The sequence below is a fragment of the Pseudomonas sp. E1MeOHC2 genome, from assembly GCF_058745025.1.
Map to the genome: position 1 here is coordinate 4069319 of NZ_CP196675.1, position 25515 is coordinate 4094833.

The window sequence follows — 25515 nt, forward strand, 5'->3', positions numbered from 1 at the left end:
CCCGAGCCTTGCCCGCCCATGTATACCCTGGCCCGCCAGCTGCTGTTCAAGCTTTCTCCGGAAACCTCCCACGACCTGTCGCTGGACCTGATTGGTGCCGGTGGCCGTCTTGGCCTCAATGGCATGCTGTGCAAGCAGCCGGCGGCCTTGCCGGTGTCGGTCATGGGCTTGAACTTCGCCAACCCGGTGGGCCTTGCCGCCGGCCTGGACAAGAATGGCGCGGCAATCGACGGCTTTGCGCAACTGGGCTTCGGCTTCGTCGAGATCGGTACCGTCACCCCACGCCCGCAACCGGGCAATCCCAAACCGCGGATTTTCCGTCTGCCTGAGGCGACGGCGATCATCAACCGCATGGGGTTCAACAACCTGGGTGTCGATCATCTGCTCAAGCGCGTGCGTGCTTCGCGCTACAACGGCGTGCTGGGCATCAACATCGGCAAGAACTTCGACACACCGGTCGAGCGTGCGGTCGATGACTACCTGATCTGCCTGGACAAGGTCTATACCGATGCCACCTACATCACCGTCAACGTCAGCTCGCCGAACACGCCGGGCTTGCGCAGCCTGCAGTTTGGCGACTCGCTGAAGCAGTTGCTCGATGCCTTGGCCGAGCGCCGTGAGCAGTTGGCGGTGACGCATGGCAAGCGCGTGCCGTTGGCGATCAAGATCGCCCCGGACATGAACGACGAGGAAACCGCGCTGGTGGCTGCTGCGCTGATGGAATCGGGCATGGACGCGGTGATCGCCACTAACACCACGCTGAGCCGTGAAGGCGTCGAAGGCTTGCCTTATGGGGGCGAAGCCGGTGGTTTGTCGGGCGCGCCGGTGCTGGAAAAGAGCACGCACACCGTGAAGGTGCTGGCAGGTGAGCTGGGTGGCAAGCTGCCGATCATTGCTGCCGGTGGCATCACCGAGGGCCGCCACGCCGCCGAAAAAATCGCTGCGGGTGCCAGCCTGGTGCAGATTTACTCCGGCTTCATCTATAAGGGCCCTGCGCTGATCCGCGAGGCAGTGGATGCCATCGCCGCGATGCCAAGGTAACCGGCCATAAAAAAGGGCCCCATCAAGGGGCCCCTGGGCCTTCGCCCGCCGCCCGGATGGGGCGTGCATGGTAAATCGAATTCAGTGTCCTCGATCAGCCAACGGCGTGATTTTCGTTGAGTCTATGGATGCCAGCGGTGCCAGTCATGCCGTCCCAGTTATCACCGCGACCTTCACGCCAGCCGTTGATCCAGGCTTGGCGAACAGAAGGAAGATTGAAGGGGCAAAGTTCGCGGGATTTGCCGGTGACCCCGTATTGGTAGCCACGTGAATATGCTCTTTCCAACGGATCACGCTTAAGTCTTCTCATAGGGTGTTGCCCTCACTTGTTGACTGTAATGTCCCGTCGGCCTCTCCGAGGCCGGGCAGAGTCATTCTGCCGGTTTGCGCTCGCTGCCGGCGTCGCGAGCTGAAGGTGCCGCCTCGTTGCGAAGCGGCCTGAGACCAGTTCTAACGAATGCAAGTCACGGTGTGAATGATCGATTTGTCATAAGCACGTAACCTTTCCAAGGGTGTAGTGATAAGTAAATAAATGCGACTCAACCTTATTTTGCCTTGAGCCCGCTATGATCGGGGTTTGCCGATCATTGACGTCATTTCGCCAGCGTTGCTGAGCCGTGACAGAAATATTTTGAAATGCGACGAAGGGTCACATCGGTTCCTGAATCGCTCGAATTTTTAATACTGCCTGATGATCTAAGCTGTCTTTGCCCCTGGCGAAGTGCTGATCGGTCAGGCGGCCCGGTCGTTCTGCTACGCGGTTGCGCGCAGGGGATGGCCACTCGGACGCCTGCTGGAAGGGTGTTCGGGCAAACATCGCGGGGTGATGCGTCGCCTCGTCAGTCAAATAGCCCAAGGCTCTGGAATACTCATGTCGGACCGTTTCGAACTTTATCTTACCTGCCCCAAAGGCCTGGAAGGCCTGCTCGCCGAAGAGGCCAAGGGCCTCGGCCTCGATGAGGTGCGCGAGCACACCTCGGCCATTCGCGGCGCCGCCGACATGGAAACCGCCTACCGCCTGTGCCTCTGGTCGCGCCTGGCCAACCGGGTGCTGCTGGTGCTCAAGCGCTTCAACATGAAGAACGCCGACGACCTCTACGACGGCGTGAACGCGGTTGACTGGGCTGACCACCTGGCTGCCGACGGCACCCTCGCGGTAGAGTTCAGCGGCCACGGCTCGGGCATCGACAACACCCATTTCGGTGCGCTCAAGGTCAAGGACGCCATTGTCGACAAGCTGCGCAACCGTGAAGGCCTGCGCCCGTCGGTGGAGAAGATCGACCCGGACGTACGCGTGCACCTGCGCCTGGACCGTGGCGAGGCGATTCTCTCGCTCGACCTCTCCGGCCACAGCCTGCACCAACGCGGCTACCGCTTGCAGCAAGGCGCCGCGCCGCTCAAGGAAAACCTCGCGGCAGCCGTATTGATTCGCGCCGGATGGCCACGCATCGCTGCCGAAGGCGGCGCGCTGGCTGACCCGATGTGCGGTGTGGGTACCTTCCTGGTCGAAGCCGCGATGATTGCCGCGGATATCGCGCCCAACCTCAAGCGCGAGCGCTGGGGCTTCAGCGCCTGGCTTGGCCATGTGCCGGCACTGTGGCGCAAGGTTCATGACGAGGGGCAAGCACGCGCGCAGGCCGGCCTGGCCAAGCCACCGCTGTGGATTCGCGGCTACGAGGCCGACCCACGGCTGATCCAGCCGGGGCGCAACAACGTCGAGCGTGCCGGCCTGAGCGACTGGGTGAAGATTTACCAGGGCGAAGTCAGCACCTTCGAGCCACGGCCTGACCAGAACCAGAAAGGCCTGGTCATCAGCAACCCGCCTTACGGCGAGCGTCTGGGCGACGAAGCCAGCCTGCTGTACCTCTACCAGAACCTTGGCGAGCGTCTGCGCCAGGCGTGCATGGGCTGGGAAGCGGCGGTGTTCACCGGGGCGCCGGAGCTGGGCAAGCGCATGGGCATTCGTAGCCACAAGCAATACGCTTTCTGGAACGGTGCGCTGCCGTGCAAGCTGCTGTTGTTCAAGGTGCAGCCCGACCAGTTCGTCACCGGCGAGCGTCGCGATGCGCAGTCTGAAAACACCGATGCCCGTCGCCAGGAGCCGCAGGCAAGCGAACCCGCGCGTCTGTCGGAGGGTGCGCAGATGTTCGCCAATCGTCTGCAAAAAAATCTCAAGCAGCTGGGCAAGTGGGCGCGTCGCGAGCAGGTCGATTGCTACCGTCTGTACGATGCCGACATGCCTGAGTACGCCCTGGCGGTAGACCTCTACCACGACTGGGTGCATGTGCAGGAATACGCGGCGCCCCGTACGATCGACCCGGAAAAGGCCCAGGCGCGTCTGCTCGATGCATTGGCAGCGATTCCACAGGCCCTGGGCATTTCGCCTCAGCGTGTGGTGCTCAAACGCCGTGAGCGCCAGAGCGGCACCCGCCAGTATGAGCGCCAGGCCACCGAAGGGCGCTTCCAGGAAGTCAACGAAGGCGGCGTCAAGCTGCTGGTCAACCTCACCGACTATCTGGACACCGGCCTGTTCCTCGACCATCGCCCGATGCGCATGCGCATCCAGCGCGAGGCCGCCGGCAAGCGCTTCCTCAACCTGTTCTGCTACACCGCCACCGCCACCGTGCATGCGGCCAAGGGCGGTGCGCGCAGCACCACCAGCGTCGACTTGTCGAAAACCTACCTGGACTGGGCGCGGCGCAACCTGTCGCTCAACGGTTTTTCTGAGCGTAACCGCCTGGAGCAGGGCGATGTGATGGCCTGGCTGGAAGCCAACCGTGACAGCTACGACATGATCTTCATCGACCCGCCGACCTTCTCCAACTCCAAGCGTATGGAAGGTGTGTTCGATGTGCAGCGTGACCATGTGCAGTTGCTCGACCTGGCGATGGCGCGCCTGGAGCCAGGTGGCGTGCTGTATTTCTCCAACAACTTCCGTAAGTTCCAGCTCGATGAGCACCTGATGGCGCGTTACGCGGTGGAGGAAATCACCGCCCAGACACTGGACCCGGACTTTGCCCGCAACAACCGCATCCACCGCGCATGGCGCCTGCAATTGCGCTGAAGCGACGAGGTGCATTGCGCGGCTAATGGCCAATAGCTATAACTGAGGCCAGGGCAAGATAATCCGCAGGACGCTGACGTGACGAGATGGTGTTATGTCCAAGTTTGGCGTACGTGCGAGGTTTCTTGGCCTGTGCCCGGAAGGGGTGTCCGCCTGGGCCGTGGCGCTGGTGGCCCTGGTGGCCGGTGGACTGCTGTCGGCCGTCCTGGCCCTGGCCGCGCATTCGCTCCACAAGCAGCAACTGCGCCAGCGCTTCGAGCTGTTGGCCAGCGAGCGCTACAGCCGCATCGCAGAGCGTTTTGACGATCAGCAGCAGCGCCTGGAAGGGCTGCGGCGGTTTTTCAGCTTTTCCAACGAAGTGACTCCCCACGAATTCGATGGCTATGCACGGCCGCTGCTGCACCGCACCCTGGCTTATGCCTGGGCGCCGCGTGTAGAGGCTGCGCAGCGGGCCGAGTTCGAGCACCGCACCACGGCCTGGCGGGGCCAGGACTATGTGATCGGTGATCAGGATGCGCAGGGCAATTGGCAGCCGGCACCGCCGCGTGATCATTACTTTCCAGTGCTCTACACCCAGTCGGACGAACAGCCGGCGCTACCTTACGGGCTTGACCTGGCTGGCCAGCGTGCGCTGCAAGCGACCCTGGCGCGGGCGTTGGAGCCTGGCAGCATGGCGGTGTCCGAACCGCTGGACATGATCGGCGACAGGGCTGGGCGGCCGGCCGCTGACGGGCGCGGCCTGCTGATGGTGGCGCCGGTGTTCTCCGACGCCGCCCCCCACGGCGCTGCGGTGGGCTATGTGATGGCGTTGCTCAACCTGCGCGAGCTCATCAGCGACGGCTTGCCGGCGCCGGCCGACGACAATCTGGTCGTGCGTATCGAAGACCCGTCCGGGCTGAATGGGCCTGAAGTCGTGTTCGCGTCACAGAACGACGCCGCCCCCCTGGCGCTGGCCCGCAGTCAGTTGCTGCACCTGGCCGACCACCCTTTCCAGTTGCTTGTCAGGCCGAGCCTGGCCTTCGTGAAGGCCAACCGGTCCTCGGCGGCACGGGTGGTCGCGCTGTTGGGCGGGCTGTTGAGCCTGCTGCTCAGTGCCTTGCTCTACAGCCTGTTCAGCCAGCGCCAGCGCGCTTTGACCCTGGTCGAGCAGCGCACTGCCGAGCTGCTGGTCAGCGAGCAAACCCTGCGTGGCACCCACAACCAGTTGCGCAGCGTGCTTGAGGCCGCGACCCAGGTGGCTATCATCGCCACCAACCTCAAGGGGGTCGTCAGCACTTTCAATACCGGTGCCGAGCGCATGCTCGGCTACTCGGCCAGCGAGGCGATCGGCCATTTGCGCCTTGAGGACCTGGTACTGCCCCAGGAGCTCAGCCAGCGCGCCCATGCCCTGAGCCTGCGTTACGGTCGTCACATTGCCGGTGGCCAGGCGATGTTTGCCGAAACGGTGCAGGAAAGCGGTGCCGAACCTGGCGAGTGGACCTTGCTGCGCACCGATGGCAGCCACCTGGTGGCCAACATGCTGGTCACGGCCATGCTCGATGAACAAGGCTTGTGGGTTGGCTACCTGGCCATCTGCATTGATGTCACTGAACGGCGGCGGGTGCATGAGGCGCTGGCGGCGCGTGACCGGCTGCTGGAGAAACTCAGTGCCGAGGTCCCGGGTGGCATCTATCAGTACCGTCTGGATGCCAATGGTGACTCATGCTTCCCGTATGCCAGCAAAGGGCTTTATGACATCTACGAGGTCGACCTGCAGCAGTTGCGCGAGGACGCCACGGTGGTGTTCGAGCGTATCCATGCTGATGACCTGGACCGCGTACGCCGCTCTGTGCGCTACTCGGCCGAACACCTCACGCCCTGGCGCGAGGAGTATCGGGTCTGCCTGCCGCGTGCGGGCTTGCGCTGGGTGCGCGGCGAGGCGACGCCGGAGGTCGGCGAGGCGGGATGTACCCTGTGGCATGGTTATCTGACCGACATCTCCGACCTCAAGGGGGTGGAGGAGGAGTTGCGCGCCCTGTCGGTGACCGACGCCCTTACCGGCATCCATAACCGGCGCTATTTCCAGGAACGGCTCAAGGTCGAGCTGGATCGCGCCCAGCGCGAAGGCCTGGCACTGGCCGTGATCATGCTCGATATCGATCATTTCAAGCGCATCAACGACCAGTTCGGCCATGCGGTGGGTGACCTGGTGCTGCGTAGCCTGTGCCAGCGCATCGGCCATCGCCTGAGGCGAACCGACGTGTTCTGCCGATTGGGCGGGGAGGAGTTCATGGTGCTGTGCCCGGGGAGCGATGCCGAACAGGCGCGATTGCTGGCGCTTGAGCTGTGGCAAAGCGTGCGCAACGTCCCGATCGAGGGCGTAGGCGAGGTGACGGCGAGCTTTGGTGTGGCGGGCTGGCGGCCAGGGGAGGGGGCCGATGCGTTGCTGCTGCGGGCGGATGCTGGGGTGTATGCGGCCAAGCAGGCAGGACGGGACCGCGTCGAGGCCGAGTTGACCTGAGCGCCAATTCGGCACGAACCTTGTGGGAGCGGGCTTGCCCGCGAAGCAGGCGCCGCGGTGGCTGGCACGGGCTTCGCCCGTGTTCGCGGGCAAGCCCGCTCCCACAAAAATTGCGTCAGTTTTTAGAAGCTGGCGAGACAGTTGGTCCCACAGTAAGTGTGCTGAAACTCTCAGCCTGCACAGCAATCACTGTGCCGCGGCCGCAGTGCTCGCGCCCAGTTTCGGCTGGCGGTACAGGTCCAGCAACACCTGGTCAAGCACCTGCGATGCCCCCCACGGTTTCGGGTCGTTGAGAATCGCCGCTACTGCCCAGGTATGCCCGTTGCTGTCGCGGCTGAAGCCGGCGATGGCCCGCACGGTGTTCAGGGTGCCGGTCTTGATGTGCCCTTCACCGGTCATGGCCGTGCGTTTCAGGCGCTTGCGCATGGTGCCGTCCATGCCCACCAGCGGCATGGAGCTGATGAACTCGGCGGAGTAGGGGCTCTTCCAGGCTGCCTGGAGCAGCGCCGCCATCTCACGGGTGCTGACGCGCTCGGCGCGCGACAGGCCGGAGCCGTTTTCCATCACCAGGTGAGGCGCCGTGATGCCCTTTTTCGCCAACCACTGCCGAACGACGCGTTGCGCCGCACGGGCATCATCGCCATCGGCATCGGTACGGAACTGCGCACCCAGGCTGAGGAACAGCTGCTGGGCCATGGTGTTGTTGCTGTACTTGTTGATGTCGCGGATCACTTCCACCAGGTCGGGCGAGAAAGCCCTTGCCAGCAGGCGTGCGCGCTTGGGCACGTTTTCGATGCGGTCGCTGCCTTGGATGCTGCCACCGAGCTCGTTCCAGATCGCCCGCACGGCACCGGCGGCGTAGGTCGGGTGATCAAGCAGCGACAGGTAGGTTTGCGAGTTGCAGCCATCACCGAGCTGGCCGCTGACCACCACGCTGACACCATCGGCCTGTTGCACAGGGTTGTAGCGTACGTCACCGGTGCACTGCTTGGACGCCACGGCCTTGACCTGGTTGTCGATGCGGATGTTGGCAATCGGCGGTTCGACCGCGATGGTCACCTTGCCGCCATCGTTGCGGGCAACGAAGCGCAGTGCCTTGAGGTTGACCAGCAGCGAATCGGGCTTGACCAGGAACGGCTTGTTGACGTCGCCGCCGTCATCGTTGAACTGCGGCAGGTTGGGCTGCACGAAGTGGCTGCGGTCCAGCACCAGGTCGCCGGTGATGGTGCGCACGCCGTTGGCGCGCAGGTCACGCATCAGCAACCACAGTTTTTCCATGTTCAGTTTCGGGTCGCCGCCACCTTTGAGGTACAGGTTGCCGTTGAGCACACCGTTGCTCAGGGTGCCGTCGGTGTAAAACTCGGTTTTCCACTGGAATGTCGGGCCGAGCAGCTCAAGGGCGGCGTACGTGGTGACCAGCTTCATGGTCGAGGCGGGGTTCACCGAGACATCGGCGTTGAACACGGTCGCCGCGCCTGGCCCATCCAGCGGCAGCATCACCAGCGACAGCGCGGTGTCCTGCAGCTTGTTGGCTTTGAGTGCCTGCTGCACCTTGGGGGGCAGGCTGGTACTGACGGCGGCGGCCTGGCTGGGCAGGGCGAAGGGCAGGAGCAGGCCGGCGAGAACGAGGGGACGGAGCGTTTTGATCATATTCAGTAAGTACCCTGCGGCGAGGGAAAAGGACATTGGGGCTGTAAGAGATGATGGCCCCAGAACGAAATAGAACGCGCATTATGCCCCAAGCGCAGCCACGATGGGCCACGTTCGACGGAAAACGCCGCCAACAAAAAAGGCCACCCCAAAGGGTGGCCTTTTCAGCGTTCAATCCGCTGGGTACCGCGCAGGTATCACTCAGCCGCGTTGATCGGCTTGTTCGGATACCAGGCGTCGAGCAGCGGGCTGACTTCGATCTTGGTCAGTTCGCCACGGCCCTTGAGCCAGGCTTCGACGGCAGCACGTTGTTCTTCGCTGACCGAACCGCGTTGGGCCGAGCACACCAGGCCGAAATCGTCACCGCCGACGTAGTCGAGGCCGTTGGCGTCCATGGCTTCTTCCAGGAAGGCATCGAGGAATGCATCGATTGCCTGGTCATCCAGATCTTCCTTGAAGTCCAGGTTCAGCTCGAAGCCCAATTCCTGGAACTCGTCGACACACAGCTTTTTGCGCAGGCGACGGGAGCGGTTAGTGGCCATGAAACAATCCTCTTAGGTAATATCGCCGCGCAGTCTACCAGCTTCGGCGTTTGGCTGCCTGCCTGTGTCGCGCTTTTACCAGCTGTAGCTGACTTCGGCCACGGCCGAGCGCCCCTCGCCCATGTTGCAGGCCAGCGAGAAGAAGCACGACGCCACGTAGTACTTGTCGGTGAGGTTCTTCAGGTTAAGGCTGGCCTTCACCCCCCGCAGGCTGGCATCGAGGTGGCCCAGGTCATAGCGTACGGCGGCATCGTAGAGGGTGTACGAGGGCACCTTGAAGGTGTTCATGCTGTCGCCATAACTGAACCCGGTGTAACGCACCCCCACGCCAATGCTCAGGCCCTGTAGCGGGTCGAAGGGCACACTGTAGTCGGCCCAGGCCGAGGCCAACCGGGCAGGTATCTTGAACGGGTGCTTGCCTTCATCGCCGGCATTGCTCTGGGTGACTTCCACATCGCTGTAGGAAAGTGAAGCCGTCAACTTGAGCTGTTCGGCAACCGTGGTGATGGCTTCGAGTTCGACCCCACGCGAGCGGGTTTCGCCAGTCTGGATGCTGTAGTTGAGGTTTTGCGCATCGGGAGTGGTGGCGTTCTGCTTGCGCAGGTCATAGACCGACAGGGTGACCTGGGTGTCGCTGCCGGGCGGTTGGTAGCGCACGCCTGCCTCGTACTGTTTGGCGGTTTCCGGATCGAACGGTTTGCTGCCGCGTGCGGGTGAGGTGCTACCGCTCACCGGGTTGAACGACTCGGAGTAGCTGACATAGGGCGCCAGGCCGTTATCGAACAGATAGACCAGGCCGGCCCGGCCAGTGAAGGCATCCCAGTCCTGGTCGGCAGTTTCCTGGCCGGTCCAGCGATCGGTAGTTCGGGTTCTGGCCCGGTCCTGACGGCCACCGAGGGTCAGCACCCATTGCTGGTACTTGATCTGGTCCTGGAAGTAATAGCCCAGTTGGGTGGTGCGCTGCCGGGTGTTGACCCACGCCGTATAGGCCGAGGTGTCCACCGGCGCGCCGTAGACCGGGTCGAACACGTTGATCGGGGTGGCGGCGCCCCATTTTTCGTTGCGCGTCGATTTGCTCCAGCTGTAGTCCATGCCAAGCAAAGCCGTGTGCTCCACCGGGCCGGTGCTAAAACGGGCCTGCACCTGGTTGTCCAATGCCAGGTGGTCACCGTAGGCGTGGCGAAGCTGGTAGTTGCGGTTGATCGAGGCGTTGGGCACGCCATCGCTGCCGGTCACCAGGCCACTGACCCGCGCCAGGTAGTTTTCCTGGTTGTCGTAGGTGCTGTAGCGGGCGTTCTGGCGGAACGTCCAGACCTCGTCGAAGTCATGCCTGAACTCGTAACCCAGCGAGCTGCTCTCGACCTCTTCGAAGTCGAAGGACGGTTCACCGATAAAACGCTCCATGGGCACCCGTCCGTAGGGGCTGCTGCCATTGACCGCCGCCCATGGGATGTTGCTGGGTGCCAGGGCCTTGTTCTTCTGATAGGCCGCCAGCAGGGTCAGGCTGGTGGCCTCGTCGGGTTTCCAGGTCAGGCTGGGCGCGACGTAGGTGCGGTCGTCGTCGGTGTGGTCGTATACCCCGTCTGCTTCGCGGCCGAGGGCGACGAAGCGGTAGCTCAGGGTGTCGTTCAGCGGGCCGCTGCTGTCGAATGTCAGCTGGCGGCGATGGCCGCTGCCGATTGACGCACCGACTTCACCGCGGGCATGGTCGGTCGGACGCTTGGACACCGTGTTGACCAGCCCGCCGGGTTCGCTCTGGCCGTAGAGGATCGATGATGGCCCCTTGAGCACTTCCACGCGTTCCAGGCCGTAGGGTTCTTCGGCAAACATGCCGAAAAAGCCCAGCGGGCGCAGGCGCAGGCCATCCTTGTAGGTAAAGGACACCGCATAGCCGCGCAGGAAGATATTGTCAGCGGCATTGTTGGCGCCACCTGAGTCGGAGCGTACCCCCGAGGTATAGCGCAAGGCTTCGTCCAGGCGTTGCACGCCCATGTCGTCGAGGCGTTCGCGGGTGACCACGGAGATGGCCTGGGGTGCTTCGAGGAAGTCGCTGTCGGTCTTGGTTGCGGTGCTGGTGCGTCGTGCAACGTAGCCGTCGCCCGGCCCAAGCGGATCATCGCGGTAATCATTGGCTTGGATGCTGGTGGCATCGAGTTCGAGTGCACCGCTGTTGCCCGTGCGGGCCAGCAGCCGATAACGCCCTGCGCCCGTCATGATGGCTTCGAGGCCTGTGCCGTGCAGCAGTAGCGACAGGCCCTGGGTGACGGGGTAGGTGCCTTGCAGGCCTGGGCTGCGCAAGCCCTGCGACAGCTGCGAGTCGACCGCGACCATGACCCCGGCCTGCTGGCCAAACTGCCCCAGTGCGCTGTCCAGCCTGCCGGCCGGGATATCGAAGGCACGTGCCGCACTGTGCTCGGCCGTGGGTTCGGCAGCCAAAAGCGCGGGCGTGACGGCGGCCAGTGCGAACCCGAGCAGCAAAGGGCGCAGGGCAGCGGCGAGTGGGGTGAGGTGGCTTTGCATCGGGACAATCCTTGGCGGCTAGAGTTTGGCTTCACGCTGTGCAGTCAGCGCCTTACTCTTGTCTTGATGCGTGAGGGAGCAAAAGCTGCCTGTAGCCGTGAAAAAATCATGCAGGCAGTACATTGGCCCAGTAGCCGAAGACCTTGTGCACCCGCACCGGCAGCACCTTGGTCAGCAGGCTCAGGCTGGCGTCTGGCTGATCGATCGAGAATGCGCCGCTGACCTGCAACGCTGCGATGGCGGGGTCGCAGCGCAGAAAGCCTGTGCGGTAACGGTCGAGCTCGGCCAGCAGTTTGCCAAGGGGCATGCGCTCGGCAATCAGCAAGCCCTGCGTCCAGGCGCTGGCTGCTGCCGGAAGCGGCAGCAGAGGGCCAGCCTGGATTGCATCGAAGGCTTGCTGCCAGCCGCCGCTGAGCTCGAAACGTTCACCGTGTACCTGTTCAACCAGGGCCGCGCCGCTAAGCAACTGGACGCGGGTGCCGGGTGTGCCGGGCAGGCCGTGGCTGACGATCAGTCGTGACCCTGCCGAAGGAAGTACATGTGCTTCGGCTGTACGGATGCGTACGTGCGTCGGGGCGCTAAGTTCCACCAGTACGCGCCCACTGTTGAGGGTCAACAAGCGACCATTGGCGACGGCATCGCTGTCCAGCGCAGTGCGCGTGTCGAGTTGCACGTCCAGCCCCTCACCGAGCGCCCAACTGCGCCGTTCGCCGGTGCCAGTGCCGTAGTCGCTGAGCAGTGTTGGCAGCAGGCTGCGCTGGTGTATCGCGTGGCTGCTGGCCACGACCACTGCGACCCCGGCCATGCCCTTGAGCACACCGCGTCTGGACATCCGGGTACGCGCCTGTAGCAACTGCCGTGCGTCAGGCGCTGACAGTGCGCCGGTGCTTTCGCGCAGGCCCTGGCCAATACCGCTCAAGCGTTGCCAGGCCCTCTCGTGCTCGGTGTTCTCCTGGCGCCAGTGCAGGCAGGCCGTGCGCTCGCTGTCGGTGCTCAGGCCAGACTGCAGACGCACCATCCACAGCATGGCTTGCTCGACCACTTCGGGGTCGAGCTTTTGGGCATCGCTGGGGGGTGGGGTCATTGGTCGTACACTGCGGCGTAACAGTGTCGATAAGCCTTGAGCATGGCTTTCTGCACGACATTGACGGTCAGCCCCAGGTGTTCGGCGATCTGCGGGTAGGTCCAGCCATCGAGCTGGGAGAGCAGGAAAATGTCCCGCACCTTGCTGCCGAGGCCATCCAGCACCTGGCCCACGGCGTCGAGGGCTTCGAGTACCAGCAGACGGGTTTCCTCGTCGGGCTGATGCTGCGGTTCCAGCAGGGCCAGGCTGCCAAGGTAGGCCCGTTCCAGTGCTTGTCGACGAAAATACTGAATGCACAGCCGGTTTGCCACCGTGCCCAGGTAAGCTCTGGGTTCGTGCAACAGTGAGGGCAACTCGCTGCGCAACAACCTGACGAAGGTATCCTGGGCCATGTCCAGCGCCTGTTCACGGTTGCCCAGCTTGCGCCGGAGCATGCCGACCACCCAGCCATGGTGCTGGACATAGAGCTCACCGATGTCGTGTGGGCGGGGCATGTGCGGGTACTCACGAGGGGTGAAAGTGCCAGCATGCTAATGCTTCTCATTAAAAAAGCAACCCGCGATGTTCGATGCCTGTCACGGCCTGCTGGCGGGGTTGTCTGTTTCTGCGTCGCTCAGGCCAACTTCATCGACCAGCGCTTTCTCCACGCGGCGCATGTGCCGTGCCAGCGCTTGGCGCCGTAACCGCCGTTGCTGTGGGGGCAACCCGGTATTCTCCAGTGCGTCGCACGCGGCCATCAACGCGGTTGCCTCCAGCAGGCGCGCGGCGCTGAGGATCTTGTGCGCCTGGTCGGCAACTGCTGCCCCGTCTTCCGGGGGCAGGCCCATCAAGATCACGAGGTCGGTACGCAGGCTCTGGTGCAAGGCCGCCAGGAAACGCGAGCGGTCGTTCGGGTCCTGGCCGACGATTGCGCCCAGGCCATTCAGGTCGAACGGTTTACGCCGCCACGGCTGCCGGCCCTGCGGGTCGATGCCGGCCAGGCGCTGGCTGAGTGTACTCAGGCTGATGGGTTTGAGCAGGCAGTCATCCATGCCGGCATCCAGGCACTTGCGCATGACCTCGGGTTGCGCGTTGGCGGTGTAGCCGAGGATGGTGCAGCGCGATCGCCCGTGTTGCCGTTCTTCGGCACGCACGGCGCTGGCCAGCTGATAGCCGTTCATGTGCGGCATGTTGCAGTCGAGAACCACGACATCGAAGGTGCCTGCACGCCACGTGCTCAAACCTTCACGGCCATCCCTGGCGCAGGTGTGGCCCAGGCCCAGGTAGCCAAGCTGCTGCGCCATTAACTGCAGGTTGGCTGGATGGTCGTCGATCACCAGGACGTTCAGGCGTGGATCGGGCACTTTGACGTTCTCGATGACCGGGGCCTCGGCAGAGGCGGCGCTGACAGGTTGTAAGGGCATTCTCAGGCGAACTTGGGTGCCGACATCTTCCAGGCTCTTGATCGTCAGGGTGCCGCCCATCATTTCGCACAGGCTCCGGCAGATGGCCAGGCCAAGGCCGGTACCCGCGCGGGCGCCCTGGCTGTGCGGGTTGGCCTGGATGAAAGGGTGGAACAGGCGTTGCAGGTCATCGGCGTGAATGCCGATGCCGCTGTCACGCACTTCCAGCTCCAGGGTCGGGGCGGGGGAGGTGGCGTCTTCCTGCAGACAAACGCAGATGCGTACCTGGCCATGCTCGGTAAACTTGATGGCGTTGCTGACCAGATTGGACAGCACCTGCTTGAAGCGCAGCGGATCGAGCAATGCGTGGCAGCGGGCCGACGGCTCGATGATCACCTCCAGGGCCAGGCCTTTCTGCCGCGCCTGGCCATCGAAGATACGGCCCACCGACTCGACCAATGCCGCCAGGTCGACCGGCTCCGGCGCGAGTGACAGCTGCCCGGATTCGATGCGCACAATGTCGAGGATATCGCCCATCAACCCCAGCAGGTCTTTGGCCGAATGATGGGCCAGCTCAAGGGCCGAGCGGTCCACCCGTCCCTGGTCGGCGCGTTTGACGGCAAGCTCCAGCATGCCGATGACCGCGTTCATCGGGGTGCGGATTTCATGGCTGATGGTCGCCAGGAATGTGCTCTTGGCACGGTTCGCATCCTCGGCTTGCTGCTTGGCCTGACGCAGCTGCAGGACCAGTTGGCGGCGCTCGCTGATATCGATCCAGCCGCCGATGATGCCTTGTACCTCGCCTAGCGAGTCGCGGTACGGCAGTATCCAGTGGTAGATGGTCATTTCCCGGCCTTTGACCCGCAGCGGTCGATCGATGATCAACGGGGTTCCTGCCGCCATGACCTTCAGGTAATCGGCCTGGATTTGCCGGGTATGCTCACCGTCAGCGAACAGGCTTTCTTCCAGGCGCTTGCCCATGACCTCATCGTGACAGGCCTGTACGGATTCCAGATAACTGTCGTTGCAGCTTTGCAGGCAACCCTCGCGATCACGCACATACATCGGGTGAGGTGTACCGTTGAGCAGCGCGCGCATGAACGCCAATTGGTCGCCCAAGGCCCGTTCGGCGCTTTGCCGCTGCCTGATCTGCAGGCGCAGGCGGGCATTCCAGATCAGTGCCAGCAGCAGCAGCGCCCCCGTACCTAGCAGCACCTGCCAGGCAAGCCGGCGAAAGTTTTGCCAAGTGCTGTCGTCATGCACGCCGTAGCCACGCCATCGGTTATTGATCACCCCCAGTTCTTCGGGCGAAATGCTCAACAGCGCCTTGTCGAGGATCGACACGAGCGTCTGCGACTGGCCGGCGGCAGCCATGGCGTAGCTGGCGGGCTCGCTGCCGACCGTGGTGCGTATGACCAGGTCGGGGTGGGCTGCCACCGCATGGTTGGCGTCGATCAAGGTGGTGATCACGGCATCGACGGCACCGCTTCTGAGGAGTGTCATGGAGTAGAAAGAGCTCTCGGTCTCGATCCAGCCAATGTGCGGATAGCGCGTGGCGAGCATGTCGTCCATCGCGCTGTATCGGGTAACTGCGATGCGTCGGTCTTTCAGTTGTTCCAGGGAGGCGAATTGCCCTTTATCCGCTCGGCTGACCAACACATAGGCACTCTCAAGGTACGGGCGGCTGATTTGCAGGGCCTGCTCGGCCATACCCTCGGTGGTGAGCGCCGCAATCACATCGGCCCGGCCGTCTTTGAGGCGGGCGATCATGTCGGCGATGCCGCTGGCGCGTTGCACCTCGAAACGCAGGCCGGTACGCAGGCGGATGAGCTCCAGCAAGTCAGCGGTGATACCCCTGAAATAGCCCGAGCCATCGAAAAAGGACACAGGGGCAGCGGTATCGTCGATGGCCACGCGCATGACCGGGTGGTGTTGTAACCAAAATTCCTCAGCGTCCGTCAGTTGCAGCTTGCGGTCGGTCAGAAGCAGGTCGCTGCCTGCACTCCAGCGCTTGAAAATACTGGTGCGCAGCGCTGCAGGCTGGTTGTCGAGGATAGCGTTCACCAGCGCCATGAGCTGCGTGTCCTCCTGGCGCAGGGCGAAACTGAACCCAATGGCTTCGTGCTTGCTGAAATTGGCAATGCGCAGGCCAGGCAGGTGGCCGCGATTGAGCTGGTAGTGGGTGGAGATGGTATCGCCGATGAACACGTCGGCCTGGCCAAACGCAACGGCGTTCAAGGCTTGGGAAGAGGAACGGAAGGTCAGCAGTTGGGCCTTGGGGTAGACAATGGCGACCTCCTGTTTTGGCAGGTAATGGTAGAGCATGCCCAGCCGCATGTTCTCCAGGCCCATGTCCAGAGGCCGGCGTTCGTCTTCACGGGTGACAAGCACCGGCTGGTCAATGGCATAGGGGTGCGACAGTGCCAGGCCGGTTGTTGTGGCTTCATAGCCATTGGCACTGCCGAGCAGGTCGATGTCGCCGCGTTTGAGTGCCTCCACCGCCGTCTGTCGGCTGGAAAAACGCAGCACCCTTACAGGTAACTGCAAGGCAAGGCCGATGAGGTTGGCGTACTCGGCGGTGAGGCCTTGATAGTCGCGCCCGCCACTGGTGATGTCGAAGGGCGGGTAGTCGGGCGCAGAAGTACCCAGCACCAGTTCGTGACGGCCTTCGAGCCATTGACGTTGCGGAGGGGTGAGTGGAGGCTGTGCGGGCGTTGCCGGTGAACGCGCCAGCAGGGCATAGGCGCTGACCCCGTGGTGGTTGGCCTGTACCCCGCCGCTGACCAGTGCCAGAGCGAGTAGCAGTGGGGCGATATGGCGAGCCATGAAAGCCCTCAGACCAGTGCGTTGCGTTTGGCCATTTCAATCAGGTCCACCAAAGTCTCGACCTGGAGTTTGTGCATCAGGCGCTTCTTGTAGGTGCTCACAGTCTTGTTGCTGAGGAACATGCCTTTGGCGATTTCCTTGTTGCTTCGGCCTTGCGCGAATAATTGCAGAACCATAAGTTCACGGTCATTGACCTGGCGGAAAAGTTGCAGGTCGGTATCTGCCGATTGATTGTGTTTGATTGCCTGGCTTGGGAAATAGTTGTAACCGGCAAGCACTGCCTTGATCGCACTGAGCAGTTCGCTCAGGTCTTCCTGTTTGCACACATAGCCCGCAGCGCCCGAGTGCATGCAGCGTACGGCGAACAACGCCGGGGACTGGGCGGTCAGCACCAGAACCTTCAGCGGCAGGGACATGGCCTGGAAGCGGGAAAGCACCTCCAGCCCGTCTAGCTTGGGGATGCTGATGTCGAGGATCACCAGGTCGGGGACGGTCTCGCGAATCAGTTGCATGGCGTCCACGCCATTGTCCGATTCGCCGACGATTTTGTAGTTCTGATTTTCCAGCAACATACGGACGGCCAGGCGGATAACGGGATGGTCGTCGACAATAAATACGGAGTGCATGTTCAACTTCCCTGCGGGCGAGTGAGGGTGACGGGTGGCACCTTATCCCAGTTGGAAGTCATCGGGCATGCGAGGATGGGCTATTCACCCTATATGGGAAATGGCTTACAGGATAAAACAAATCGGGCTACGAAATTAGCGTGTAGGGCTTGGTGTCAAACCTTCTTTGGTAACTTTTCATTGATTGTTATTCGTTGTGTTTAATCGAATGGTCAGGCAAGTAGGAAGTTTCCCAGGTAAACGGGTGCAGCCGCGTCTCCATTCGGGCTGCACCTGCCTGGCTCAGGTCGGGCTTGAGCGCCCCGTCATTTCGCTTGCCATCTCGCTGGCATAGCTGTCGGTCATCCCAGCGATGAAGTCGATCATGCGCAGGAAGGCGCTGTGCAATGAACCATGAGGGTCCGGTGCATTGTTGCCGATCAGGTCGAGTACACGCCGGCTCTTGAACGAGGGCGTGCGGCCGCCATGTTGTTCGAGGGCCGCGCCACAGAAGGTGTTCAAGAGGATTTCGAGCGTGGTGTAGGCGCCAATCTCATGCAGGGTCTTGCGTTTGTCCTGGAAGATCTTGTTGCGCGCCATGTCCTTGGCTTGCAGTACGCAGTGTTTGGCCGGGCCGTGCATGTGCTCGACCAGATCGCCGCCCAGGTGCCCGGCGAGCAGCGCCTTCTGCTGCTCGACGAAGGCGCGGGCGGCGGCGTTGGTCAGGTGTTCGATGGCCTTGCCGCGCAGGATCGCCAGCTTGCGTCGCCGCGAGTCGCGGGGGCCGAGTTGACGATAAGTCTCCGGCAAGTCATCGCCCACCAGGTCGAGCAGCAGCGCCTCGACCTCCCCATACTCCAGCAACTCCATTTCCACGCCGTCTTCCAGATCGATCAGCGCGTAACAGATGTCATCCGCGGCTTCCATCAAGTAGACCAGCGGATGGCGGGCCCAGCGCTGGTCCTCCAGTTGCGGCAGGCCGAGTTTGCGGGCGATCTGTTCGAGCAGGGGCAGTTCGCTCTGGTAGCTGCCGAATTTGTGTTTCTTGTAGCCCAGGGCATCGGCATGGCGAGCGCTCCAGGGGTACTTGAGGTAGGTGCCGAGGGTGGCGTAGGTCAACCGGGTGCCCCCGTCGAACTGGTGATACTCCAGTTGGGTGAGGACGCGAAAGCCTTGGGCATTGCCTTCAAAGTTGAGGAAGTCGGCGCGCTCGTCGTCGCTCATGGCGTCCAGCCAGCCACGCCCCGCCGCCTGCTGGAACCAGTGGCGGATGGCGTCTTCGCCAGAATGGCCGAACGGTGGGTTGCCAATATCGTGGGCCAGGCAGGCCGATTGCACGATCATCCCCAGGTCACTGGGCTCGCACCAGTCGGGCAAGCTGTCACGCAAGGTTTCGCCAACCCGCATGCCGAGCGACCGCCCGACGCAGCTGACTTCCAAAGAGTGGGTCAGGCGCGTGTGGATATGGTCGTTGCTGGAAACCGGGTGCACCTGGGTCTTGCGCCCAAGCCGGCGGAAGGCACCGGAAAAGATGATTCGGTCGTGGTCTTTGTGGAAGGGGCTGCGCCCGAGCTCTTCGGGGCTGTACAGGGCTTTGCCCAGGCGTTCGCGGGTCAGCAGGGTATGCCAGTCCAAGGCTCGATCTCCTGTCGGTCGATGGGCATAGCTTCCTGTGTCCAGAGGTACCATGCAAGCTGAAGGTTGACGCGATCCTGTTCGGATCGCGTCGGGGGCTAAACGTCAGTGCCGTCGGCCATTTTGCAGATACAGCCGGATCAGCGGCAGCAGGCTCCCGCCCAAGCGCACCAGCCGTGTCAGGTTGCCAGTGCGCACGCCCTTGCCGGTGAGGAAGCCCAGCGCGACCACCGCACCGATCCCCCACAACGGGGCGTGCTTGATGCCAAGCCCTTCGTGCAGCGAACTGCCCATGCCGCGCATGCGCTGCAGCGGCTCGAGCAGTTGCCCGGACTCGTGGCGGATTTCCTGGCGATGCATCTCCAGGCGCAGGCGCAGCAGGGCTTTGCGCAGTTCGCGTGGGTTACGGGTGTTGGGGAGTTCTGGCAGGCTCATGGCAACAGGCGCTCCCGGTCCTTGGCGAGTTCTTCGAGGGTCGCGCCGAATGGCGATGACTCGTCGAATACCGCAGCCTTCAAACGCAACCCGCAGTACAGTGCGGCCACGCCGTAGAACACGCACAGGCCGATGATGCCCGCCAGGCGATAGCTGTCCCACAGCAGCACCAACAGCAGCCCTGACAGCGCTGTCAGCAGAAGCAGAGCGAACACCAGTGCCAGGCCTGCGAACAGCAGCAAGCTCAAGGTGCGACCCTTTTGCTCCTGCAGCTCGATACCGAACAGTTCGATGTGGCTGTGCAGCAGCCCGAGCATGGCCGCGCCGAGGCGTTTGCCCGAGGCGCTGGCGCCGATGGCGTCATTCTCCATGGGAACCCCTCAGCGCCGATTGGCCAGCAGGCCGATCAGCAGCCCGACGCCCGCCGCAATACCGATGGCCTGCCATGGGTTTTCCTGCACGTACTGCTCGGCGCTGCCGAGGGCTGCCTGGCCACGGTCACGCACCGATTCCTGGGTCAGTTGCAGGGTTTCGCGTGCCTGGGTCAGGCGGTCATGGATCTGTTCGCGCAACTCGTCGGCCTGATCGCCTGCCAGGTTGGCGGTGTCGGCGAGCAGTCTCTCGGTATCGCGGACCAAGGCCTGGAAGTCAGCCATCAATATCTCTTGAGCAGTCTTTGCCGATTTGCTGGCCATGGGTCTCTCCCTGTCGATGAGTGTTGGTAGTTCGAGTGATAGCACACGCGGAAGGTTCAAGTGCATGTGCTGGTATGGGCCTTGCTAAGGCTTTGCCACGTTGCGGGGCGTCGCTGGCCAGCACTGCGCCGATTCAGGGCGCCCGGCGTGACGAATACCGTTAAACCTTAACCCAATCCACGACAAACCCAAGAAAAAACCACGCAGGCCTCGCCCAGGTCACCAAGCAGGGCAGGGGGCTGGCACCGATTCGGTGCAGGGATGCAGGTTCTTGAACTGTCCTGGTGCCTTTTCAGCAGGTCTGCCTATTTCATGGAACACATGCACAGCGCGATGGACTCCCTGGTCCACGGTTCGAATACCCTGTTCATTCTCATGGGCGCCATTCTGGTGCTGGCGATGCATGCCGGCTTCGCCTTTCTCGAAGTGGGCACCGTGCGGCACAAGAACCAGGTCAATGCCTTGTCGAAGATTCTCAGCGACTTTGCCATTTCGGCGCTGGTGTACTTCTTCATCGGCTACTGGATCGCCTACGGCGTGAGCTTTTTCCAACCGGCGCCGGAACTGGCTGCCGACCATGGCTATGCGCTGGTCAAATGCTTCTTCCTGCTGACGTTCGCGGCGGCGATCCCGGCGATCATTTCTGGGGGGATTGCCGAGCGGGCGCGTTTCGTCCCGCAGCTCTGCGCCACCGCCTTGATCGTGGCGTTTGTCTACCCGTTCTTCGAGGGCGTGGTGTGGAACGGCAACCTGGGCGTGCAGGCATGGTTGCAAGCACGCTTTGGCGCGCCGTTCCATGACTTTGCCGGCTCCGTCGTGGTGCATGCCATGGGCGGCTGGCTGGCGCTGGCGGCGGTGGTCTTGCTGGGACCCAGACGCGGGCGTTACCGCGAGGGCCGCTTGGTGGCGTTTGCCCCTTCGAGCATTCCGTTTCTGGCGCTGGGTTCGTGGATCCTGATCATTGGCTGGTTCGGCTTCAATGTCATGAGCGCTCAGACTTTACAGGGCGTCAGTGGCCTGGTGGCCATCAACTCGCTGCTGGCCATGGTCGGGGGCACCTTGGCTGCCTTGCTGGCTGGGCGCAACGACCCAGGCTTTTTGCACAACGGGCCGCTGGCCGGGCTGGTGGCGATCTGTGCCGGTTCCGACCTGATGCACCCGATTGGCGCGCTTACCACTGGCCTGGTGGCTGGCGTGCTGTTCGTCTGGAGCTTCACTGCGGCGCAAAACCGCTGGAAAATCGACGATGTGCTGGGCGTATGGCCGTTGCACGGCCTGTGTGGCGTATGGGGCGGTATCGCCTGCGGCGTATTCGGCCAGGCGGCCCTTGGCGGAATGGGTGGGGTCAGCCTGGTCAGCCAATTGCTGGGCAGCCTGATGGGTGTGCTGGTGGCGTTGCTCGGTGGCTTTGCGGTCTATGGAGTGATCCGCGCGCTGCATGGCTTGCGTTTGAGCCACGAGCAGGAGTTTCAGGGCGCTGACTTGTCGCTGCACCGCATTGGTGCAACCAGCCAGGATTGAGTTATGTCAGGTGCGCAGTCGGCGGGACGGACCTAGAATAGGCTTTTCCAAAGCCAAACCGAGACCCGTCCCATGCTGCCTGAATGCCAACTGTTCGGCACCCTCGGCTGCCACTTGTGCGAAGTGGCCGAGGCCGTGTTGATGCCTTTTGTCGATCATGGTCTGTTGGTGGAGCTTGTCGACATTGCCGACAACGAGGCCATGTTCGAGCGTTATGGCCTGATCATTCCCGTGCTGCGCCGCTGTGACAACGGCGCGGAACTGTACTGGCCGTTCGATGCCGAGCAAGTGGTGGCGTTTCTCGCGTAACAAGGGCTCTAGGGGAATGGTTTCCTCGCGCCTTGGTTGAGCTGACAGGTTGATGATTGGGGGCCGGCACACTGTGGCCGGTGTCCTAACCCCGTCATCGAGAATTCAACCATGTTCATCACCCCTCATTTCACCTTGGATGAAATGACTGTTTCACAGATCGCCGCAAGGGAAGGGCTCGACAACACCCCTACACCTGAGGCGCTGGCCAATTTGCAGGTACTGTGTGGCGCGCTCGAAACGATACGGGCGCTGTTCGGTGCGCCGATCATCGTCAGTAGCGGATACCGCAGCCGTGCGCTCAATCGGCGTATCGGCGGTTCCGCGACGAGCCAGCATGTGCAGGGGTTGGCGGCCGACTTCACGGTAATAGACGTCAGCCCGCGGGATACAGTACGCAGAATTAATGACAGCGACCTGGCATTTGACCAACTGATTCTGGAGTTCGACCGGTGGGTGCACGTGTCCGTTGCCCATGGCGCGGTCAGGCGCGAAGTACTGACCATCCGCAAAGGCACGGGCTACCTGCCGGGGCTGCAATGATCCGATGGCGAATTGACGCGAGCGAGGCTATGTCCGTATGCTGTATATAAATACAGTATTCGGGGTAAAGCCATGCTCAACGTCGAGCAACTCAAGTACAGCGTCAACCGCATGCCCGTCGAGCGCGTGGCTGACGCCGTTCTGGAACTGCGCCTCGAAGGGCTGGTGACAGAAGACCGCACACCGTTCGGCAAGGTCCATTTCAATACCTGCTTTGCCGAGATCGAGGCATTGTTCCAGCGTGCCGGTTACCACCGTGGGCTGGATGTGGTGGGTTACCAGGGGTTGTTGTATGCCCTGTATGACCCCGGTCGATGGGAGGCCGTGCAAGTGCTGCGCTGGTTGAAGGCGCGTAGCGAGGCGATGGTTCAGGCTGGTTGAGGGGGTGGGCTTGGGGGATAATGCGCGGCCTTGTACCTATTGAGCGCTGCCATGACCTCGTCTTTCGACCCCGCCCACCAGCAAGCCAGCACGGTATGCCTGCCGCCCGGCAACTGGGCGACGGTGCTCGATTGCCTGTGTGACCATTTCAAAGCCATCGACAGGGCGCAGTGGCTTGACCGCTTTGCTCGTGGTCGTGTGCTCGATGCCGAGGGGCGGGCAGTTTCCGCCGAGCTGGCTTATCGACGTGGCATGCGCCTGCATTACTTTCGCGAAGTGCCGAACGAACGGCCGATCCCTGTGCAGGAGGCCGTGCTGCACGTGGATGAGCATTTGGTGGTCGCCGACAAGCCGCATTTTCTGCCGGTCACGCCTACCGGTGAATATGTCGAGCAGACCCTGCTGCGCCGGCTGATCCGGCGCCTGGACAATCCGCACCTGGTGCCTTTGCACCGCATCGACCGGCATACCGCAGGGCTGGTCCTGTTCTCCGCCAACCCACAGACGCGCAGTGCCTATCAGCGCTTGTTCCCCGAGCGGCGGATCGACAAACGCTATCAGGCCATCGCTGCAGCCATGCCCCAGCATGATTTCCCGCTGGTGCACAGAAGCCGCCTGGTGCATGGCGAGCCGTTCTTTCGCATGCATGAGGTTGAAGGCGCGGACAACAGTGAAACCTTTGCTCAAGTGCTGGAAACGCAGGGCGAGTTATGGCGCTACGGCCTGTCGCCGGTGACTGGCAAGACCCATCAATTGCGTGTGCACATGGCGGCATTGGGCGCGGCGATCTGCAATGACCCGTTCTACCCCGACCTGCTGCAGGTCGAAGACGATTACCAGAAGCCGTTGAAGCTGTTGGCGCAGAGCCTGCGTTTCGATGACCCGTTGACGGGTGAGGAGCGGTATTTCGAGAGCCGCTTGCGGCTGGACTGGTAGCGCTTCAACCTGCCATGCGCGGTCTCTGTAGGAGCGGCCCTTTCGCGACGCAAGGCCGCTCCTACAAACGCCCAGCGCCTCAGCGGTTGAAGCGCTCCACCAGCGAATACTGGCTCCCCGCCGTGCTGGTCAGTTCCTCGCTGAGCAGCGCCGAGTGCTGGGCCTGTTCGGCGGTCTGGTCGGCCAGTGTGGCGATGGTGCTGATGTTGCGGCTGATCTCGTCGGCAACGGCGGTCTGCTCTTCGGTAGCGGCCGCAATCTGGGTCGCCATGTCGGTGATATTGGCCACCGCTTCGCTGATGCCGACCAAGGCCTCATCGGCCTGCATCACCCGGTCGACCCCTTCCTGCGCCTGGCGATGGCCGGTTTCCATGGTCAGCACGGCGTTGCTGGCGGTCTGCTGCAGCTTGGCGATGAGGCTGTGGATTTGCCCGGTGGACTCAGCGGTGCGCTGAGCCAACTGGCGTACTTCGTCGGCCACGACCGCAAAGCCACGGCCCATTTCACCGGCGCGGGCTGCTTCGATGGCGGCGTTCAACGCCAGCAGGTTGGTCTGGTCGGCGATGCCCTTGATCACATCGACCACACCGCCGATTTCGTCACTGTCCTTGGCCAGTTGCGTCACCGTCTCACCGGTTTCACCTACCGCTGCCGACAAGCGTTCGATGGCCTCGCGCGTTTCACCGGCAATCTGCCGGCCCTGGCTGGTCAGGCGATTGGCTTCCTGAGTGGCGTCAGCGGTGCGCTGCACGTGGTTGGCCACTTCCTGGGTGGTGGCGGCCATCTGGTTGACGGCAGCCGCCACTTGTTCGGTTTCCACGCGCTGGCGCTCCAGCCCCGATGAGCTCTGGTGGGCCAGCGCGTCGGATTGCCGTGCCTGTTCGCTGAGGTGTTCGGCGCTGTCCTGCAGGCGTGTCAGGCAGGTCTTCATGCGCGCATCCTGGCTGAGCATGGCCATTTCCAGGCGTGCCTGCACACCACGGCTATCGGTGTACATCTGCGCGATGAGGGGGTCGGACGTGGTTTGTTCGGCCAGGCGCAGCAGGCGTTTGAGGCCACGTTGCTGCCAGGTCAGGCCGAGCAGGCCGAGCGGTACCGAAAGGGCAGCAGCCAAACCGAAGCCCCAGGAATGGCCGAGCCAGTTGCCGATCAGGAAGCCGACTTGGCTGACCAGGATAAATGGCAGCCAATCCTGCAGTACCGGCAGCCATTGATCGCGACGCGGGACCGCCGATTTGCCCTGGTTGAGGCGCTGGTAAAGGCCTTCGGCACGGCGAATCTGTTCGGCGGTGGGCTTGACCCGCACCGATTCGAAACCGACCACCTGGTTGTTGTCGAAGATCGGCGTGACATAGGCGTTGACCCAGTAATGGTCACCGTTTTTGCAGCGGTTCTTGACGATGCCCATCCACGGCTGGCCCTGCTTGAGGGTTTGCCACATGTGGGCAAACACGGCCGCGGGCACATCCGGGTGGCGCACCAGGTTGTGCGGCGCGCCGGTCAGCTCTTCGCGCGTGAACCCACTGATGTCGATGAACGCATCATTGCAGTAGCTGATCACGCCCTTGGCGTTGGTGGTGGAGATCAACCGCTGCTGGGCAGGGAAAGTCCGTTCTCTCTGGGTAATCGGCTGGTTGTTACGCATGAGTGGGTAATCCGCAAAGAATCCGCAAGGCTTTTGTGAGGTATCGGCAAGCCACTGGTTTTATTGAATGGATATTTAATGTGCTTGATTTGTGGCAATGAGCCATCTTCTGGTTTTAGCTAGCTAGGGGCTGAATTCGATGAAGATAGCGGCATTATTGCTAAATTATGACGAGTGGGTCGGATGATGACTTAATGGGCG

General features: G+C 62.6%; 21 protein-coding genes. 8 read left to right on the forward strand and 13 right to left on the reverse strand.

Features of this window, described 5'->3' with window-relative positions; genetic code table 11:
* The first annotated feature begins 18 nt into the window (after positions 1-18).
* A complete protein-coding gene (locus tag ACSSU5_RS18455; RefSeq protein WP_492559458.1) occupies positions 19-1041 on the forward strand; it encodes a quinone-dependent dihydroorotate dehydrogenase in 1023 nt (340 codons plus the stop codon).
* 94 nt (positions 1042-1135) lie between these two features.
* Here the strand turns inward: ACSSU5_RS18455 and rmf are convergent, their stop codons facing one another.
* Positions 1136-1351, reverse strand: coding sequence for a ribosome modulation factor (rmf, locus tag ACSSU5_RS18460; RefSeq protein WP_003248687.1), 216 nt, complete (start codon positions 1349-1351; stop codon positions 1136-1138).
* Positions 1352-1912: 561 nt separating this feature from the next.
* Here rmf and rlmKL point away from each other — a divergent pair.
* Together rlmKL and ACSSU5_RS18470 are read left to right on the forward strand one after the other, a co-directional pair.
* Entirely contained in the window at positions 1913-4105 is a 2193-nt protein-coding gene (gene rlmKL, locus ACSSU5_RS18465) for a bifunctional 23S rRNA (guanine(2069)-N(7))-methyltransferase RlmK/23S rRNA (guanine(2445)-N(2))-methyltransferase RlmL (RefSeq protein ID WP_264309622.1), read from the forward strand.
* Positions 4106-4199: 94 nt separating this feature from the next.
* A complete protein-coding gene (locus ACSSU5_RS18470) occupies positions 4200-6605 on the forward strand; it encodes a sensor domain-containing diguanylate cyclase (protein WP_492559459.1) in 2406 nt (801 codons plus the stop codon).
* Between the two features lie 186 nt (positions 6606-6791).
* On the opposite strand, the gene dacB is transcribed toward ACSSU5_RS18470, so the two are convergent.
* The 11 genes from dacB to ACSSU5_RS18525 form a co-directional block, all read right to left on the reverse strand.
* Complete coding sequence (dacB, locus tag ACSSU5_RS18475) at positions 6792-8255, reverse strand: D-alanyl-D-alanine carboxypeptidase/D-alanyl-D-alanine endopeptidase (RefSeq protein WP_492559460.1); 1464 nt, start codon at positions 8253-8255, stop codon at positions 6792-6794.
* 197 nt (positions 8256-8452) lie between these two features.
* Positions 8453-8797, reverse strand: a complete 345-nt coding sequence (locus tag ACSSU5_RS18480; protein ID WP_492559461.1) for a YggL family protein — start codon at positions 8795-8797, stop codon at positions 8453-8455.
* Between the two features lie 75 nt (positions 8798-8872).
* Positions 8873-11317 carry a TonB-dependent siderophore receptor gene (locus ACSSU5_RS18485; protein ID WP_492559462.1) on the reverse strand — a complete coding sequence of 815 codons (2445 nt, stop codon included), beginning with the start codon at positions 11315-11317 and terminating at the stop codon, positions 8873-8875.
* 106 nt (positions 11318-11423) lie between these two features.
* Entirely contained in the window at positions 11424-12401 is a 978-nt protein-coding gene (locus ACSSU5_RS18490) for a DUF4880 domain-containing protein (protein ID WP_264309617.1), read from the reverse strand.
* Positions 12398-12895, reverse strand: coding sequence for a sigma-70 family RNA polymerase sigma factor (locus tag ACSSU5_RS18495; RefSeq protein ID WP_264309616.1), 498 nt, complete (start codon positions 12893-12895; stop codon positions 12398-12400). Before ACSSU5_RS18495 ends, ACSSU5_RS18490 begins: the two co-directional genes overlap by 4 nt.
* An 81-nt stretch (positions 12896-12976) precedes the next feature.
* A complete protein-coding gene (locus ACSSU5_RS18500; protein WP_492559463.1) occupies positions 12977-16609 on the reverse strand; it encodes an ATP-binding protein in 3633 nt (1210 codons plus the stop codon).
* Between the two features lie 8 nt (positions 16610-16617).
* Positions 16618-17235, reverse strand: a complete 618-nt coding sequence (locus ACSSU5_RS18505) for a response regulator (RefSeq protein ID WP_492559464.1) — start codon at positions 17233-17235, stop codon at positions 16618-16620.
* Positions 17236-17517: 282 nt separating this feature from the next.
* Positions 17518-18849 (reverse strand): deoxyguanosinetriphosphate triphosphohydrolase, encoded by a 1332-nt coding sequence (locus ACSSU5_RS18510; RefSeq protein WP_264309563.1) that lies wholly within the window; start codon positions 18847-18849, stop codon positions 17518-17520.
* A gap of 105 nt (positions 18850-18954) precedes the next feature.
* A complete protein-coding gene (locus tag ACSSU5_RS18515) occupies positions 18955-19284 on the reverse strand; it encodes a hypothetical protein (protein WP_264309562.1) in 330 nt (109 codons plus the stop codon).
* On the reverse strand, positions 19281-19655 hold the full coding sequence (locus ACSSU5_RS18520) for a phage holin family protein (RefSeq protein ID WP_264309561.1): 375 nt from the start codon (positions 19653-19655) through the stop codon (positions 19281-19283). Before ACSSU5_RS18520 ends, ACSSU5_RS18515 begins: the two co-directional genes overlap by 4 nt.
* 9 nt (positions 19656-19664) lie before the next feature.
* Positions 19665-19979, reverse strand: a complete 315-nt coding sequence (locus tag ACSSU5_RS18525; RefSeq protein ID WP_264309560.1) for an ElaB/YgaM/YqjD family protein — start codon at positions 19977-19979, stop codon at positions 19665-19667.
* 312 nt (positions 19980-20291) lie between these two features.
* Between ACSSU5_RS18525 and ACSSU5_RS18530 the strand changes: the two genes are divergently transcribed.
* From ACSSU5_RS18530 to ACSSU5_RS18550, 5 genes are all read left to right on the forward strand, one after another.
* The gene (locus tag ACSSU5_RS18530) at positions 20292-21500 is read left to right on the forward strand and encodes an ammonium transporter (protein ID WP_492559465.1); all 1209 of its coding nucleotides are present in this window, start codon (positions 20292-20294) and stop codon (positions 21498-21500) included.
* Positions 21501-21572: 72 nt separating this feature from the next.
* Positions 21573-21809, forward strand: a complete 237-nt coding sequence (locus ACSSU5_RS18535; RefSeq protein ID WP_264309558.1) for a glutaredoxin family protein — start codon at positions 21573-21575, stop codon at positions 21807-21809.
* 111 nt (positions 21810-21920) lie between these two features.
* On the forward strand, positions 21921-22352 hold the full coding sequence (locus tag ACSSU5_RS18540) for a D-Ala-D-Ala carboxypeptidase family metallohydrolase (protein WP_492559466.1): 432 nt from the start codon (positions 21921-21923) through the stop codon (positions 22350-22352).
* A gap of 72 nt (positions 22353-22424) precedes the next feature.
* Positions 22425-22733: a transcriptional regulator gene (locus tag ACSSU5_RS18545; protein WP_264309556.1), complete on the forward strand. Its 309-nt coding sequence runs from the start codon at positions 22425-22427 to the stop codon at positions 22731-22733.
* Between the two features lie 51 nt (positions 22734-22784).
* Positions 22785-23669, forward strand: a complete 885-nt coding sequence (locus ACSSU5_RS18550; protein ID WP_264309555.1) for a pseudouridine synthase — start codon at positions 22785-22787, stop codon at positions 23667-23669.
* A gap of 79 nt (positions 23670-23748) precedes the next feature.
* Here ACSSU5_RS18550 and ACSSU5_RS18555 read toward each other — a convergent pair whose 3' ends face one another.
* A complete protein-coding gene (locus tag ACSSU5_RS18555) occupies positions 23749-25314 on the reverse strand; it encodes a methyl-accepting chemotaxis protein (protein ID WP_264309554.1) in 1566 nt (521 codons plus the stop codon).
* Positions 25315-25515: the final 201 nt, after the last annotated feature.

What these genes read in the sequence shown, in the direction of transcription:
- ACSSU5_RS18485 (WP_492559462.1), bottom strand. Translation starts at nt 11,317, where the DNA reads ATGCAAAGCCACCTCACCCCACTCGCCGCTGCCCTGCGCCCTTTGCTG.
- rmf (WP_003248687.1), bottom strand. Translation starts at nt 1,351, where the DNA reads ATGAGAAGACTTAAGCGTGATCCGTTGGAAAGAGCATATTCACGTGGC.
- ACSSU5_RS18500 (WP_492559463.1), bottom strand. Translation starts at nt 16,609, where the DNA reads ATGGCTCGCCATATCGCCCCACTGCTACTCGCTCTGGCACTGGTCAGC.
- ACSSU5_RS18495 (WP_264309616.1), bottom strand. Translation starts at nt 12,895, where the DNA reads ATGCCCCGCCCACACGACATCGGTGAGCTCTATGTCCAGCACCATGGC.
- ACSSU5_RS18505 (WP_492559464.1), bottom strand. Translation starts at nt 17,235, where the DNA reads ATGCACTCCGTATTTATTGTCGACGACCATCCCGTTATCCGCCTGGCC.
- ACSSU5_RS18530 (WP_492559465.1), top strand. Translation starts at nt 20,292, where the DNA reads ATGGAACACATGCACAGCGCGATGGACTCCCTGGTCCACGGTTCGAAT.
- ACSSU5_RS18525 (WP_264309560.1), bottom strand. Translation starts at nt 19,979, where the DNA reads ATGGCCAGCAAATCGGCAAAGACTGCTCAAGAGATATTGATGGCTGAC.
- ACSSU5_RS18455 (WP_492559458.1), top strand. Translation starts at nt 19, where the DNA reads ATGTATACCCTGGCCCGCCAGCTGCTGTTCAAGCTTTCTCCGGAAACC.
- ACSSU5_RS18490 (WP_264309617.1), bottom strand. Translation starts at nt 12,401, where the DNA reads ATGACCCCACCCCCCAGCGATGCCCAAAAGCTCGACCCCGAAGTGGTC.
- ACSSU5_RS18480 (WP_492559461.1), bottom strand. Translation starts at nt 8,797, where the DNA reads ATGGCCACTAACCGCTCCCGTCGCCTGCGCAAAAAGCTGTGTGTCGAC.
- ACSSU5_RS18535 (WP_264309558.1), top strand. Translation starts at nt 21,573, where the DNA reads ATGCTGCCTGAATGCCAACTGTTCGGCACCCTCGGCTGCCACTTGTGC.
- dacB (WP_492559460.1), bottom strand. Translation starts at nt 8,255, where the DNA reads ATGATCAAAACGCTCCGTCCCCTCGTTCTCGCCGGCCTGCTCCTGCCC.
- ACSSU5_RS18515 (WP_264309562.1), bottom strand. Translation starts at nt 19,284, where the DNA reads ATGAGCCTGCCAGAACTCCCCAACACCCGTAACCCACGCGAACTGCGC.
- rlmKL (WP_264309622.1), top strand. Translation starts at nt 1,913, where the DNA reads ATGTCGGACCGTTTCGAACTTTATCTTACCTGCCCCAAAGGCCTGGAA.
- ACSSU5_RS18550 (WP_264309555.1), top strand. Translation starts at nt 22,785, where the DNA reads ATGACCTCGTCTTTCGACCCCGCCCACCAGCAAGCCAGCACGGTATGC.
- ACSSU5_RS18540 (WP_492559466.1), top strand. Translation starts at nt 21,921, where the DNA reads ATGTTCATCACCCCTCATTTCACCTTGGATGAAATGACTGTTTCACAG.
- ACSSU5_RS18520 (WP_264309561.1), bottom strand. Translation starts at nt 19,655, where the DNA reads ATGGAGAATGACGCCATCGGCGCCAGCGCCTCGGGCAAACGCCTCGGC.
- ACSSU5_RS18555 (WP_264309554.1), bottom strand. Translation starts at nt 25,314, where the DNA reads ATGCGTAACAACCAGCCGATTACCCAGAGAGAACGGACTTTCCCTGCC.
- ACSSU5_RS18470 (WP_492559459.1), top strand. Translation starts at nt 4,200, where the DNA reads ATGTCCAAGTTTGGCGTACGTGCGAGGTTTCTTGGCCTGTGCCCGGAA.
- ACSSU5_RS18545 (WP_264309556.1), top strand. Translation starts at nt 22,425, where the DNA reads ATGCTCAACGTCGAGCAACTCAAGTACAGCGTCAACCGCATGCCCGTC.